Raw genomic sequence first — 14,248 nt, 5'->3', positions numbered from 1 at the left:
TGAATACTCAAAAGCATTAGGACAGTTCTCCGGAAAAACCTGTTAGACCAAAGAGATGAACGTGTTTATTATTTTGAAAAATTTTTCTAACCAATGCGAGCCACCTCAAATGGTTAAGAGAAGTGCTGACTCTTTCTTGTAATTTTTGTTTATCTAAATTTGAACAGTTTTTATCAGAAAGGGTAATTAATTCTTTATAAGGCTCTTGCATCACTAAAGATGCCATGATTGTTTAAACGCTCAGGACTGAGATATAGATAACATAAAATTTTACCCAAGATCATATCTGATGCTGGCAACACGGAGCGGGGATCAGGGTACTGAAACGAGGCCGTAAATAAAAAACCTTCAGGTGCGCGAATTAATTCAATGTGATATCGACAGTAAAATGTCTCTATGGCTCTTGAAAATCTATCAAAAACAGTAATTTTCTAATTCATCCATTCCTACATGTCTTCCTAAACGTAGTTAGCTGTCTACATTCGGGAATAATGAGTTCGATAAATCCTGTGCCAGTTTCACTGGCATAATGTGTTCAATATTGATCGATGACATGTGCCTGCACTTGTGCTCCATAATCATTAATGGGCAATCATTAAACTGATAATCCAGAAAAATCTTCTGAAGCCACGCTAAGTTGTAGGGCGCGATCAACCAAGATCAGAGCCACCTCAAAATGTTGAGAAACTAGATATTTTGCAAGATAATCTCTTAGTATTTTCCCTAAATGAAGAGGAATCGATTTTTGTTGATACACCATCAAGGCCTTTTCAATGAGCCAGATCAGCTTGCTTCTGATCAGATGACATACTTCAAATTTGAGTTCCGAGGGAAGCTCTCCTATGGACTCTATATTAGAGAGTCTGGATGATTGTTGATCACGTATATTTAATAAACGCAGAGCATCAGAAAAGGTTAATGCCAAAGGATGATAAAAATATTTCTGTATCGAACGACGCAATATTTGCGCAAAGACTTGATTTTTATTAATATCAATCGCAGTTCGAATAAATTTATACACATGACAATCATACATAGCCAATCCATAAATCAATAGATTATTGACCCCAACTGATGGTGCGATCTGGTTTGGGTTGCAAAGTAAAAATAAGTTTATCAATGTACTCTAATTCAGAGCGATTCATCGCAGCAGATTGAATCCGTAACAAGTGTGTTTGAATCTGATCTCCCGCTTCCTCTAAAGTATCTTGTAACTCGAGTAAGATGATAGACGTTTCGGACAGCAGTATCTCGCAGCTGGCAATTGCCGTACGCTAGCCTTGATGTAGGCAGCCCCCTCTTTTTTGATACTATTTTATGCTCATCCATCGCTCGTTGGGTCATATCAATATAGTCAAGCATGTCTAATACAGAGTATTTCAAAGTAGCGAAATCATACTGGCGCCAGTAATCTTCTTTCCGTCGCATTTTTTATGAAACATTCGCTGCTTGCTCTATTTCTTTGGCCATTACTAACAGTTGTATCGAAAGACGTAATGTCAAAAATTCTTTTTGACGAATATCATAATCTGTGATGCTAATACCCAAAATGGTTAAGCGATAAATTGCATAATCTTCTGCCTGTAGAGTTGTAAAACGACTGAGTAAACGCTGGTGAACCATATCATTAATAGCATTATTGGCACGAATTAACGGATTTTAATGAGTTTGTGCGACGTCTTTATTGGCTAGATAAAAATGTCTATCAGATCACCTGCGCTGATTTCTCCATCCAATCGCTCGATATTTAAAGTCGCAATCGCTACAAGAAGAGCAAAGCAATCAGGTAGCAATATAATAGAAAAATGATTTTGTCGTATTAAGCTGACCCTCTCGGTTATGCTTTGAAAAATTTCACTTATGTTCAACCAATTTATTGGTTATTTTTTAACTTACTGCATTTTATTACTGTACTCAATCAACGTTTTTAATTTTAACCCTGCATGAAAAGTAACGACTCTGCGTTTTTTAATAAGAACATCTTCGCCGGTTTTTGGATTACGGCCCGGTCGTGCTTTTTTATCTCTTAAATTAAAATTACCGAAACCAGAAAATTTAAGCTCAGAGCACTCTTCATCCCCTAGAATACAACGTATTTCTTCTAAAAATAATTCTAAAAGATCTTTACTCTCTTTCGGCTCTAAACCAAATTTTTCAGATACATCATTTAAAATATCAGCTTTAGTAATGGTCATCTTAATTACCTCAAGGATGCTTGAAATTTCTTTTTTAAAGCCGATACACATGTCGCAACGGTAGCAGCGATCTCATCTTCCTTTAGCGTGTGCTCTGCATCTTGCACCACTAAACTGATAGCAAGACTTTTATAGCCCTTACTTACCCCTTCACCTTGATAAAGGTCAAATAAGTTTACATCAACTATCTGATTTACGGTAACTTTTCTACATTCTTTTAATATTTCTTCCGCAGGGATCTTCTCATCAACAATGATCGCAATATCTCGGCGATTAGAAGGGAAACACGAGATTTTTTTAACATATGGTGTCACAGAATCTGTTAATTTTCTCCATTCTATTTCAAACACGAGTGGGCTCTCTTTGAGACTTAACGCTTGAGCACATTTCGGATGGATGAGTCCCATCCATCCTATTTTTTCTTCGTTGAGATACAAAGCGGCGCTTTGCCCTGTATGTAAAGCGCAATGAGGTTCCGCTTTAAATTGGATCAGAGGTAATTTTCCGCTCAGATCTACAAGCGCTTCCAAATCCCCTTTCATATCGTAAAAATCAAGAGGCTGGCTTGAAAAATCCCAATGTTCTGGAAAACGTTTCCCCGTGATTATGCCTGAAAGTACTTGCTCCTGCTTAACTCCTAAAGGTTGAGAGCTATCCGGAATAAAACGTAACCCGCTTTCAAAAAGGCGTAGAGTGGTTTGTTGTCGGTTTTTGTTGTAAACGACGGCACAAAGCAGGCCAGTTAAGAGCGATAATCGCATGACAGACATATCAGCAGAAATCGGATTAGGTAAAAAAAGAGCGTCTTCATCAGGATGCAAGAGCAATTGAATTTTAGGATCAACAAAACTGTAAGTGATGGCCTCTTGGTACCCTCTATCTGTTAACAATGTTTTAAATCGAGTGAGGGCGCATTCGTTTTGAGAAGATGACCCGATAGATAGCTCCGATTTTATGGGTGTCTCCGGAATACGGTGATACCCATAAATACGGGCGATTTCTTCTATCACATCTTCTTCGAGAGTGATATCAAAACGCCAACTAGGTGGCCTCAATTGCAAACGATAGGCCCCTTGCGTATGTTCTTTTTCTTGAATTTGAAAACCAAGATGCTGCAAAATATCTAGTGCCTGATCAAACTTAATCTGATAGCCCAGTAAACGATCTAATTTTGTGCTGCGCAGGGTGATATGTTGTGTTTTAGAGAGTATGGCTGGGCTGCTGACATCAATAATTGGCCCGACTTCACCTCCACAAATCTCTATCAATAACTGAGTTGCACGCTCAATCGCTTTATATTGTAACTGAGGATCAACACCTCGTTCATAACGATGAGCCGCCTCTGTTTGCAATCCATACTGACGAGCCTGAGCCACAATCGCTGTCGGGTGAAAAAAGGCGGATTCCAAAAAAAGGTGTTCGGTTTGTTCAGTGATCCCAGAATTCTGACCGCCAAAAATGCCTGCTAATGCTAAGACTTTGGTGTGATCTGTAATCACCAGTGTTTTCGGATTCAGATGTAGGGTACGGCCATCAAGTAAAGTGAGTTCTTCCCCTTTTTTTGCCCAACGCACAATAATTTCGTGTTCGATTTTTTCTAAATCAAACGCATGGAGCGGTTGTCCAAGTTCTAAAAGTACGTAATTAGTGACATCTATAACGGGGTCAATCAAACGTAAGCCACTACGCTTAAGTTTTTTTTGCATCCAGAAAGGCGTTTTTGCTTTAACACAGATCCCTTTTATCACTCGTCCCAGATAACGAGGACAAGCCTCAGGGGCTTCTACCCTAATCCATCTTTTTTCCTGAATCTTTTCTGTGACCTTATTGATATTGGGTTCAAGCAAAGGTAAGCGGTTGATTGTGGCGATTTCACGTGCCACTCCTAAAATACTTAAACAATCAGAACGGTTCGGGGTCACATTGATTTGAAAAATATTGTCATCAAGATGCAGCCATTCGCGAAAACTTATCCCAATTGGCGCGTTCTCAGGCAACTCAATAATGCCTGTTTCATCTGATGGGATCCCAAGTTCATCAAAAGCACACAGCATGCCCTCAGAGATTATACCTCTGAGTTTTGTTTTTTTTATTTTGAAGGATCCGGGTAACACAGCGCCTACTGTGGCAATCGCGACCTTTAAGCCTGGCCGGCAATTTTGGGCACCACAGACAACATCGTATAATCTATCTTGTCCCAGATGAATTTTAGTGACTTTTAATTTGTCAGCATTCGGATGAGGATGGCATTCCAGCACATGACCAATCAGCACACCAGAAAAAGGAGGCGCGGCAGGTTCAACGGTTTCTACTTCTAAACCGACCATAGTGAGTTGTTCGATTAATATTTCTGTATTAATTTCAGGCTGCACCCATTCCCGTAACCAAAATTCGCTGAATTTCATAAAAATCAATGCCTTATTTAAACTGTTTAAGGAAACGGACATCGTTTTCAAAAAAAGCCCTTAAATCCGTCACACCGTAAGCTATCATAGCTAAACGTTCTATCCCAATTCCAAATGCAAAACCTGAATAATGTTCAGGATCAATATGCAGGTTGGTTAGTATATTCGGATGCACCATGCCACAGCCTAATACTTCAAGCCATTGACTATTTTGGGTCATGATATCAACTTCTGCGGAAGGCTCAGTAAATGGAAAATAAGAAGGACGAAAACGAGTCGGAAGATCTTTTTGAAAAAAATACTGTAAAAAACACTGCAAGGTGTTTTTTAAATTTGCAAAACTGATGTCTGAATCGAGGATTAATCCTTCCATTTGATGAAACATGGGGGTGTGTGTTTGATCGTAATCATGACGATAAACGCGTCCAGGCGAGATGATTCTAATGGGAGGGCCTTTTTTTTTCATGGTACGAATTTGGACACCAGAAGTCTGAGTTCTTAATAGTCGCTCACTATCAAACCAAAAGGTATCCTGCTCTGTGCGAGCCGGATGGTGATGAGGAATGTTGAGGGCATCGAAATTATGTTCGCTGTCTTCGATCTCTGGTCCTGATTCGACGGAAAATCCCCATTTTTTAAAAAAATGTTCAATGCGTTGAATTGTCAGTGTCACGGGATGGAGCCCGCCATGTTGTAATCGGCGACCTGGCAATGAGACGTCAAGGATTTCAGAAGATAAACGCAGAGCTAACAACTCAGATTGTAGTGTTTTTTTTCGAATATCAAGCCATTGTTGTATTTGCTTTTTGGCTTGATTAATGACACGGCCTGCGGCAGGCTTATCTTCAACCGATAACTGACTCAAAGAAGCCATATGAATATTAAAATATCCTTTTTTGCCGAAATAAGAGACTCGTATTAGATCTAATGCCTCTGTATTTTGAGCGTTTTTTATTTCTTTTTGAGCATTCGCCGTAAAATCTGAAAGATCTGTCATTATTTTCTCTTGATATTGCGAGTATGCAGAAAGCAGGGCCTGCAAGTAGAAGGTTATTTAAAAAACGCCATTTATTTTAAAATGGTTCAACGGAAAAAGGGAGACCAGCTCCCTTTTTGAAACGATTTGTTAATCTCAAATTACACTAAAGTCTTTTTTGCTTTTTTAGCCAAGGCAGAGAAGATGGGTTTATCAAAAACCGCGATATCTGCTAGCATTTTACGATCAATGTCAATAAAGGATTTCTTTAAACCATTAATCAAGCAGCTATAAGATAGACCGTGCTCACGAGCGGCTGCATTAATACGTGTGATCCACAGTTGACGAAATTGACGCTTGCGTTGACGACGGTCACGGTAGGCATATTGCCCTGCTTTTGTTACAGCCTGAACAGCAACACGATATACACGAGAGCGTGCACCGTAGTAGCCTTTTGCCTGTTTTAATATTTTTTTGTGGCGTGCACGTGCAACCACGCCGCGTTTGACTCGAGCCATTGGCTTCTCCTAGTCTATATATTTAACATAAAAAATAGGTTATGCGTAAGGCAAACAGGCTACGACTGAAGTGATATCATTTTGAGATATCAACCCTTTAGGACGTAACTGACGTTTACGTTTGGTAGATTTTTTAGTCAGAATATGACGAAGATACGCGTGCTTACGTTTGAAGCCACCGCTGGCTGTTTTTTTAAAGCGCTTCGCCGCTGCGCGCACTGTTTTAATCTTTGGCATTAATATCACTCACTTTTGATGACTTTTAGTCAATTTTTATGTTAACAGACCAGGCAAACAGGCTATGACCTCATAACCCGTCACTTCGATTTTAGCCCTGCTGCTTTTTTTTTGGCGCAAGCACCATACTAATTTGCCGGCCTTCAATTCTCGCAGGAAAAGATTCAACAAGAGCAATACTATTTACAGATTCACATAAATCTACACGAATACGTTCCAGCATGGCCATCCCAATTTGTTGATGCGCCATTTCGCGTCCACGAAAACGTAAAGTGATTTTTGCTTTATCGCCCTCTTCTAAAAATCGAGTCAGGTTGCGTAATTTAACCTGATAATCCCCTTCATCGGTGCTAGGACGAAACTTGACTTCCTTCACCTGAATGACACGTTGCTTTTTTTTCTGCTCTTTAATTGATTTGCTTTTTTCATAAAGAAATTTGCCGTAATCCATAATGCGACAAACAGGTGGATCTGCGTTCGGACTGATTTCTACTAAGTCGACGCCGGCTTCTTCCGCTTTTTGTAGAGCAACAGCAATACTGACAATGCCAATTTGCTCTCCCTCTATGCCCGTTACACGGACTTCTGAGACGCGAATCTCTTTATTAATACGATTAGGACGCGCTAATGGAACTCTTTTTCCGGGTTTAATACTTTTTTCCTCCAAGTTAATGAAGACAACGGCTACTGATTTCTTCCAGTAGCTTGTCTGCGAATACGTTAACAGAAAAAGATCCTAAATCTTTGCCACTGTGAGTACGAACGGCAATCTGATTTGATTCAACCTCTTTATCACCACAAACTAATATATATGGAATTCTATATAAACTATGCTGGCGGATTTTAAAGCCAATCTTCTCGTTTCTCAAGTCTACTTTTGCCCGAATGCCCAACTGTTGCAAGTTTTTTGATACTTTTCTGACATAATCAGACTGTTTTTCCGTAATATTGATCAGTATTACCTGTATTGGCGCCAGCCAAACTGGAAAAAAACCAGCATACTCTTCTGTCAAGATCCCTATAAAACGCTCTATTGAACCGAGAATTGCACGATGAATCATCACCGGTACCTGACGTTCACTGTTTGCATCAATATAAAATGCATTTAATCGAACAGGTAATGAAAAATCGAGCTGCACAGTACCACACTGCCAAGCACGATCCAAACAATCATAGAGCGTAAACTCAATTTTTGGACCATAAAAAGCGCCTTCTCCTAGCTGTAATTCAAAGGTCATTCCTTGCTCTTTTAACACAGATGCTAAATCTTCTTCTGCTTTCATCCAAATTTTGTCTGAACCAATCCGTTTTTCTGGACGGGTCGATAGCTTTACAGCGATTTTTTGAAAGCCAAAGGTCTGGTAGATATCATAAGTCATTTTGATGCAATTGCTGACTTCTTTGCGTACTTGTTTCTCTGTACAAAAAATATGCGCATCATCTTGAGTAAATCCTCTGACGCGCATTAGACCGTGCAAGGCTCCAGAAGGTTCATTACGATGACAACTGCCGAATTCAGCCATTCGCAAGGGTAAATCACGATAGGATTTCAGGCCTTGCTTAAATATTTCGAGATGTCCTGGGCAGTTCATAGGTTTGATGCAGTATTCTCTATTTTCAGACAAGGTAGTAAACATATGTTCGCTGTAATTTTCCCAATGCCCTGTTTTTTCCCAGAGCACGCGATCCATCATGAATGGGCCTTTCACTTCTTGATATTCGTACTCTTTTAGTTTTTCACGTATTAAAATTTCCAATTCACGAAACACTATCCAACCGTTTTCATGCCAAAACGCCATGCCTGGCGCTTCTTCTTGGAAATGATATAGATCCTGTATCTTACCGATTTTTCGATGATCACGTTTGGTGGCTTCTTCTAATCTATTTAAATAAGCATCCAGTTGTTTTTTATTGCTCCAAGCTGTGCCGTAAATGCGTTGTAATGTTTTATTTTTTCTATTGCCTCTCCAATAGGCACCAGAGATTTTTTGTAATTTGAAGTAATGGCAAAAGCTCATATTTGGAACATGAGGGCCAAGACACATGTCGATATATTCTTCATGAAAATACAAGTTTGGCTGATCGCGGCTATCAATATTTTCATCTAAAATGGCGATTTTGTAAGATTCACCTCGTTTAGAAAAAGTATTTCGCGCTTTTTGCCAGCTGACTTTTTTTTTGATCACTGTGTAATTTTTATGCGCCAGTTCGTGCATTCGTTTTTCTAAAAGCTCTAAATCTTCCTGTTTCAAAGGGCTTTCAATGTCTAAATCGTAATAAAAGCCATTTTCTATCACAGGGCCTATGGCCATTTTTGTCTCTGGCCAGAGTTGCTTTACCGCATGACCTAATAAATGCGCACAAGAATGGCGAATAATTTCGACCGCCTCGTCATCTGAAGGAGTAATAATTTTAAGTTTTCCATCGACACTGAGCAAATCACAGGCATCGATCAATTGACCATTAAAACGACCCGCAACGCAGGATTTAGCTAAATGAGGATGAATGTCGAAGGCGACATCAAGTACAGAAAGCGCTTGTTCATAATGACGTGTATTGCCATCAGGCAGGGTAATAACCGGCATTCTCTGTTCCTTAGTGAGAAAAAATAATAGACCTCGTTAAAAAACCACAACTGGAGTGTGATTGATTTATTGCGCGTTTTAGTGACAGTTTTACTAGTCTACAGTTTTTAAAAAAGTTTTATTTATTGACGATAAGAAGATAAAAATTGTTTTATTTTTTTAATAGCCTGAGCTAATTCATTAACGGCGGGTAAAATAACGATACGCATATGATCGGGCTCGGGCCAATGAAAAGCCCCACCATGCACTAATAAGACTTTCTCTTGTAAAAGCAGATCTAAGACCATTTTTTGATCATCGTATAAATGAAACCGTTTTGTATCCAATTTGGGGAACATATAAAGTGCGCCAGCGGGTTTAGTACAAGATAATCCAGGAATTTCATTGATCAGATGCCATGCCATTTCTCTTTGTTCGTACAAACGGCCCGTAGGTTGAATCAATTCGTTAATGCTTTGATGGCCCCCTATGGCCGTCTGAATCGCATGTTGCATCGGTACATTGGCACACAAACGCATCGAGGCTAACATCTCCAAACCTTCAATATAGCCCTTTGCGTGTTTTTTAGGCCCATGTAATACCATCCAACCTTGTCGAAATCCAGCTACTCTGTAGGTTTTCGATAATCCGTTAAAGGTCACTGTAAACAAATCAGGCGCTAAAGCTGAAATAGAATGATGCCGCGCGCCATCGTAAAGAATTTTGTCATAAATTTCATCTGAAAAAATGATTAAATCATGCTGACGGGCGATCTCTACAATCTCTGATAATAAAGCTTTACTATATACTGATCCTGTTGGATTATTAGGATTAATAATAACAATCCCTTTCGTAGAAGACGTAATTTTACGACGAATATCGCACAGATCTGGAAACCAATCAGCGCCTTCATCACAGAGGTAATGAACCGCTTTTCCATTTGCAAGAGAAACCGCTGCTGTCCACAAGGGATAATCTGGCGCAGGGATCAACATTTCATCCCCAGTATTTAATAACGCCTGCATAGATTGAATAATCAGCTCTGAGACGCCATTTCCAATGTAGATGTCTTCTACTGTGAGATGGTGCATATTTCGGGATTGATAATGTTGCATGATGGCTTTACGAGCGGAATACAGCCCTTTGGAATCACAGTAACCTTGAGCCGTCGGCAAATTACAAATCACATCGACCAAAATTTCTTCGGGCGCATTGAAACCAAAAGGCGCTGGGTTGCCGATATTAAGCTTGAAAATATGATGCCCTTCTTCTTCAAGACGTTTCGCAGCTTTTAAGACAGGGCCACGAATATCGTAACAAACCTTATCTAATTTATGAGATTTTTTAATATTAAAGCGCTTTTCTGAAAACATTGAAGGTTCTTTATCTTGTTCTGTAGAAGGGATAACTAAAAATGTCTCTGTTAAAGATCGATGAAAACAATCTCAGTACTTTAAAAAATCATTTTTAAAAATTTTTTAAAATTAAGCATCTGGGACTAGAGGTGCATTCCGCGATTTTAAAATAGAATAAAGTATTCCAGTCAATACTGTGCCAGCCAAAATAGCCACTAAATAAAGGATTGCAGGATGAATCGCACCTGGAATAATTAAAACAAATAATCCACCATGTGGTGCCATTAATTTTGCGTCAAACATCATAGAGAGCGCGCCGGTTAAAGCGCCCCCTGCGATACAGCAGGGCAAGACTCTCATTGGATCTCTGGCTGCAAAGGGAATCGCACCTTCAGAAACAAAACACAAACCCAACACCAAAGCAGCTTTCCCTGCTTCTCGTTCGCTGGTTTCAAATTTTTGTTTAGCCAAAAATGTGGCTAACCCCATCGCCAGTGAGGGTACCATCCCTGCGGACATAATCGCCGCCATCGGCGCATAAACAGAGGAACTTAAGAGAGCAACCCCAAAAGAATAAGCCGCTTTATTTACCGGTCCTCCCATGTCTGAACACATCATCCCCCCCAAAATTGCACCTAGCAGAATCGCATTAGCAGTTTCTATGGATTTTAACCAGTTTGTCAGTGCTGCCATGATTTGAGCAACAGGTTCGCCGATTAGATAGATCATGATCAGGCCAACAACAAGGCTGCTTATTAATGGGATGATAAGAATAGGTTTTAACGCGTTCATGCTAGAAGGGAGATATAATTTCGTGCTGATGATTTTTGAGACATAACCTGCAAGAAACCCGGCAATGATGCCCCCTAAGAATCCAGCGCCTGTACTGACTGCTAACATGCCACCAATCAATCCCGGTGTTAAACCGGGACGATCAGCAATAGAAAAAGCAATAAAACCGGCTAACACGGGCACCATCAAAGCAAAAGCAGAAGCGCCCCCGATTTGCATTAAGGCGGCTGCAAATGTCCCTGGCGTTTCAAATGCTTTTATACCAAATATAAAAGAAAGCGCGATACACAACCCACCAGCAACTACCATGGGCAGCATATAAGACACTCCGGTCAGCAAATGACTATATATACCCTGACCTTGATCTGTCCGGCTGTGAGATGGCTTTGCGTGCTGGGAAGGAGAATGGTAAATCTCTGATGTGGCTAAAGCATTATCGAACTCTTGAGCGGTTTTTTTTAATGCTAAAGATGTAGAAGTACGGTACAACTGCTTGCCTTGAAATTTATCCAAATTGGCTTCGATATCCGCAGCAACAATAACCAAATCAGCGGCTTTAATGTCTTCGGCCGTGAGAGTATTAGTGACACCGACCGAACCTCTTGTTTCCACTTTGACCCAAAAATTTCGTTTGTGGGCTTCTGATTCAATCGCTTCTGCAGCCATAAAGGTATGAGCAACACCAGTAGGACAGGCTGTGATTGCAACAATACGTTTTCTGTGGTGAGAAAGGTCGGGTTTTTTTGCAGAGGCTTGATAGATTTTTGCTTCAGATAGAGCCTGTTTTAAAAAAATATTAGGATTATTTAGTGCTGATTCTAATGAGCCTGTAAATAATTTTTTATTTTTAAATACACCAAATTCGTCTCTAACTGCACCAATTGCAATAATCAATTCTGCATCGTCTGGCTTTTCTACAAAATGCAATTGTAATTTATCTGCGCTGGTTTTTAACATCCATTCAGCCAGATATTGGCTGGCTGGCCCGTAATAGTTATCTATAATTAATAATGTTTTCATGATATCTCCAATTAACTCAAGGGTTGTAGATTGACTCGAGCCATCATGGCATCGAGCTTATCAATATCATCAATACCGACACCGCTTTGACTGACAGTGATACAGGATATGGCTGTGGCTAAACGTAAGCTATGTGCATAAGTTTTACCTGTAAGCAACCCATAAATTAAACCCGCAACCATCGAATCCCCAGCTCCTACGGTACTGACCACTTTACAGGCAGGAGAAGAGGCAAAATACCCTCCATCTTTATAAATCCAAATAGCGCCTTTGTCTCCCAGAGACACGATGACATGTGCGATGCCCTCTTGATGCAATTTTTTAGCTGCTTCCACAACATCTGAAAAATGAGATAAATCAACGCCCGCCCATATTTTTAATTCAGGGAGATTCGGTTTTACAAGCCAAGGTAATACTTTTAAACCGATTTTTAATGTTTCTCCACTGCTATCAAATACCAGACGAGGGCACTTTTCTTTAACTGACTTTATCCATAGACTAAAATCATGAATATCAATTCCTATAGGTAAACTGCCACTCACCACGACGAGATTGACATTATTTAAGATATTCATTGAATGAGAATAAAAATCCTCCCAATTTTTGGGATTGATTTCAAAACCAGAAAAATTAAAATCCGTGCTGATGTTCTCTGCATCAGTTAATTTCATGTTGATACGTGTTCTACCTGGCACAGTGTGAAACTGTGCGGGCATCTCTAATATTTTTGAAGAAAATCCTTCTTTATTTTCTTCCCCTAAAAAACCACTAACAGTGACTGGCATACCAAGGTCTCTGAGTACTTTAGCAACATTGATGCCTTTTCCTGCAGCATATAAGCCGTGGGTTTTAATACGATTCACTTCGCCATATTCTATTTTTTTGCAGGAGCCCATCAAATCGTAAGCAGGGTTCAATGTAAAAGTAAGAATGTGATTTTTTTTCAATCCAAAGTCTCCCCTAAACCAGATGTAATCGCTTTGCCTATTTCCTTTAATGCCGTAGAAGCATCCTCACCCTGAGCAGTAAACTGTAAGCGATTACCTTGCTTACACCCTAATCCGACCACTTTCATTAAACTGCAAGCATTCACTTTTTTACCTGTGCCATTTAGATTGGCAACGTTGATCTCACTGTTAAATTTTTTGATTAAATTTACTAGCAAGGTGGCAGGGCGTGTATGTAACCCATGTTTATTATGAATCACAAATTCTGCACTGACCGCTTGAGTAGAGTCTATATAATCGCTCGTTAATAAAGATAGCAAAGTGCTAGCATCCGATTTTAACAATAAGCCGGCTTTTTTTGTTAACAATAATTGACCTAGGTAAGATAAAACCCTCTTGGGTTTGTCGTCGGATGCAGATACAGTCAGCAGCAATCTCACCTCTTGATCGTCATGTTTAAAAGGAGTTAATGGACGGCTGATTACGATAGCACTGATAAGGTTACCTTTTGGGGTATCACTTAACCAAATACCTTCTCCAAGATGGACGGGCGATTGAAGAATCACTTCACTGACAAAGTGTTCATCCACTGAGGAGATTTCTTTTAAACGACCTGCATTTAATGCTTTTAGTGTGGTCATATTTTCTGCGGGCACATCTAAAGCAATCAGTGAAATATCAAATAAAAGATCAGGATTTTTTGTTTCTCCTATTAATAGCGATTTAAATTCTATTGCTGATTTAGTTTGAGCTAATTTTTTAGCGACTGTATTGTCATTTAGTACGTAAGTTAGTTGTCTTAGTAAAGATAGATGCTCATCAGAATGAGCGGCAATCCCAATCACAATATAAGCAATGTGATCGACATCCCACTCAATTCCTTTGGGGAATTGAAATACTTGTACCCCTGTTTTTTTTATTAAAGCACGGCTTTCAGTTGTGCCGTGTGGGATAGCAATTCCATTGCCAAGATAGGTTGAAATTTGTTCTTCGCGTTGCATCATATCTTTGACATAACTCTCGTCAACTTGTCCTGCTTTTGCTAATGCTTTTGCCACTTGTTTTATTGCTTCAATTTTATTTGAAGCATGGCAATCTAAATGAATGTTTTCTATTAACAACTGGAACATAGACTCTCCCTACTCTGGAAGGTAAAAATGATATTACTAGTACAGGTATCAATTAATACAAGAGACCTTTATTTCAAAATCTACGAATAACTGACTTGCCTTTACTACG

Annotated in this window: 13 protein-coding genes and 1 pseudogene; all 14 read right to left on the bottom strand. The window is 39.6% G+C overall.

Going from position 1 to position 14,248, the window contains the following annotated elements; all coding sequences use genetic code 11:
- Window positions 1-16: 16 nt before the first annotated feature.
- On the bottom strand, window positions 17-226 hold the full coding sequence (locus tag CICURV3402_RS07425) for a chromosome partition protein MukE (RefSeq protein WP_407079042.1): 210 nt from the start codon (window positions 224-226) through the stop codon (window positions 17-19).
- Window positions 195-362: a chromosome partition protein MukE gene (locus CICURV3402_RS07420; protein ID WP_407079057.1), complete on the bottom strand. Its 168-nt coding sequence runs from the start codon at window positions 360-362 to the stop codon at window positions 195-197. The genes CICURV3402_RS07425 and CICURV3402_RS07420 overlap by 32 nt, the downstream gene beginning before the upstream one ends.
- A gap of 173 nt (window positions 363-535) precedes the next feature.
- Window positions 536-1,862 (bottom strand): annotated as a pseudogene (gene mukF, locus CICURV3402_RS00290) (chromosome partition protein MukF).
- 30 nt (window positions 1,863-1,892) lie between these two features.
- Window positions 1,893-2,195 (bottom strand): integration host factor subunit alpha, encoded by a 303-nt coding sequence (locus CICURV3402_RS00285; protein WP_158379396.1) that lies wholly within the window; start codon window positions 2,193-2,195, stop codon window positions 1,893-1,895.
- Between the two features lie 5 nt (window positions 2,196-2,200).
- Entirely contained in the window at window positions 2,201-4,600 is a 2,400-nt protein-coding gene (pheT, locus tag CICURV3402_RS00280; protein ID WP_158379781.1) for a phenylalanine--tRNA ligase subunit beta, read from the bottom strand.
- A gap of 13 nt (window positions 4,601-4,613) precedes the next feature.
- Entirely contained in the window at window positions 4,614-5,597 is a 984-nt protein-coding gene (gene pheS / locus CICURV3402_RS00275; protein WP_158379395.1) for a phenylalanine--tRNA ligase subunit alpha, read from the bottom strand.
- A gap of 140 nt (window positions 5,598-5,737) precedes the next feature.
- A complete protein-coding gene (gene rplT, locus CICURV3402_RS00270) occupies window positions 5,738-6,094 on the bottom strand; it encodes a 50S ribosomal protein L20 (protein ID WP_158379394.1) in 357 nt (118 codons plus the stop codon).
- Between the two features lie 39 nt (window positions 6,095-6,133).
- Window positions 6,134-6,331 carry a 50S ribosomal protein L35 gene (gene rpmI / locus CICURV3402_RS00265; protein ID WP_158366392.1) on the bottom strand — a complete coding sequence of 66 codons (198 nt, stop codon included), beginning with the start codon at window positions 6,329-6,331 and terminating at the stop codon, window positions 6,134-6,136.
- Between the two features lie 91 nt (window positions 6,332-6,422).
- Window positions 6,423-6,983 (bottom strand): translation initiation factor IF-3, encoded by a 561-nt coding sequence (gene infC, locus CICURV3402_RS00260; protein WP_158379780.1) that lies wholly within the window; start codon window positions 6,981-6,983, stop codon window positions 6,423-6,425.
- A 16-nt stretch (window positions 6,984-6,999) separates the two neighbouring features.
- Entirely contained in the window at window positions 7,000-8,916 is a 1,917-nt protein-coding gene (thrS, locus tag CICURV3402_RS00255; RefSeq protein WP_158379393.1) for a threonine--tRNA ligase, read from the bottom strand.
- Between the two features lie 122 nt (window positions 8,917-9,038).
- Window positions 9,039-10,268 (bottom strand): pyridoxal phosphate-dependent aminotransferase, encoded by a 1,230-nt coding sequence (locus tag CICURV3402_RS00250; RefSeq protein WP_158379392.1) that lies wholly within the window; start codon window positions 10,266-10,268, stop codon window positions 9,039-9,041.
- A gap of 111 nt (window positions 10,269-10,379) precedes the next feature.
- Complete coding sequence (gene fruA, locus CICURV3402_RS00245) at window positions 10,380-12,062, bottom strand: PTS fructose transporter subunit IIBC (RefSeq protein ID WP_158379391.1); 1,683 nt, start codon at window positions 12,060-12,062, stop codon at window positions 10,380-10,382.
- 11 nt (window positions 12,063-12,073) lie between these two features.
- Window positions 12,074-13,009 carry a 1-phosphofructokinase gene (gene pfkB, locus CICURV3402_RS00240; RefSeq protein WP_158379390.1) on the bottom strand — a complete coding sequence of 312 codons (936 nt, stop codon included), beginning with the start codon at window positions 13,007-13,009 and terminating at the stop codon, window positions 12,074-12,076.
- A complete protein-coding gene (fruB, locus tag CICURV3402_RS00235) occupies window positions 13,006-14,139 on the bottom strand; it encodes a fused PTS fructose transporter subunit IIA/HPr protein (RefSeq protein WP_158379389.1) in 1,134 nt (377 codons plus the stop codon). The genes pfkB and fruB overlap by 4 nt, the downstream gene beginning before the upstream one ends.
- Between the last annotated feature and the right edge of the window lie 109 nt (window positions 14,140-14,248).

Source organism: Candidatus Williamhamiltonella defendens, assembly GCF_900699045.1.
GTDB classification, from domain to species: Bacteria; Pseudomonadota; Gammaproteobacteria; order Enterobacterales; family Enterobacteriaceae; genus Hamiltonella; species Hamiltonella defensa_A.
This window is presented reverse-complemented; position numbering and strand designations above follow the sequence as displayed.

Excerpts from the sequence above, each read along its gene's own strand:
- CICURV3402_RS07425 (WP_407079042.1), bottom strand. The coding sequence starts at position 226 with ATGGCATCTTTAGTGATGCAAGAGCCTTATAAAGAATTAATTACCCTT.
- CICURV3402_RS00285 (WP_158379396.1), bottom strand. The coding sequence starts at position 2,195 with ATGACCATTACTAAAGCTGATATTTTAAATGATGTATCTGAAAAATTT.
- pheT (WP_158379781.1), bottom strand. The coding sequence starts at position 4,600 with ATGAAATTCAGCGAATTTTGGTTACGGGAATGGGTGCAGCCTGAAATT.
- pheS (WP_158379395.1), bottom strand. The coding sequence starts at position 5,597 with ATGACAGATCTTTCAGATTTTACGGCGAATGCTCAAAAAGAAATAAAA.
- rplT (WP_158379394.1), bottom strand. The coding sequence starts at position 6,094 with ATGGCTCGAGTCAAACGCGGCGTGGTTGCACGTGCACGCCACAAAAAA.
- rpmI (WP_158366392.1), bottom strand. The coding sequence starts at position 6,331 with ATGCCAAAGATTAAAACAGTGCGCGCAGCGGCGAAGCGCTTTAAAAAA.
- thrS (WP_158379393.1), bottom strand. The coding sequence starts at position 8,916 with ATGCCGGTTATTACCCTGCCTGATGGCAATACACGTCATTATGAACAA.
- CICURV3402_RS00250 (WP_158379392.1), bottom strand. The coding sequence starts at position 10,268 with ATGTTTTCAGAAAAGCGCTTTAATATTAAAAAATCTCATAAATTAGAT.
- fruA (WP_158379391.1), bottom strand. The coding sequence starts at position 12,062 with ATGAAAACATTATTAATTATAGATAACTATTACGGGCCAGCCAGCCAA.
- fruB (WP_158379389.1), bottom strand. The coding sequence starts at position 14,139 with ATGTTCCAGTTGTTAATAGAAAACATTCATTTAGATTGCCATGCTTCA.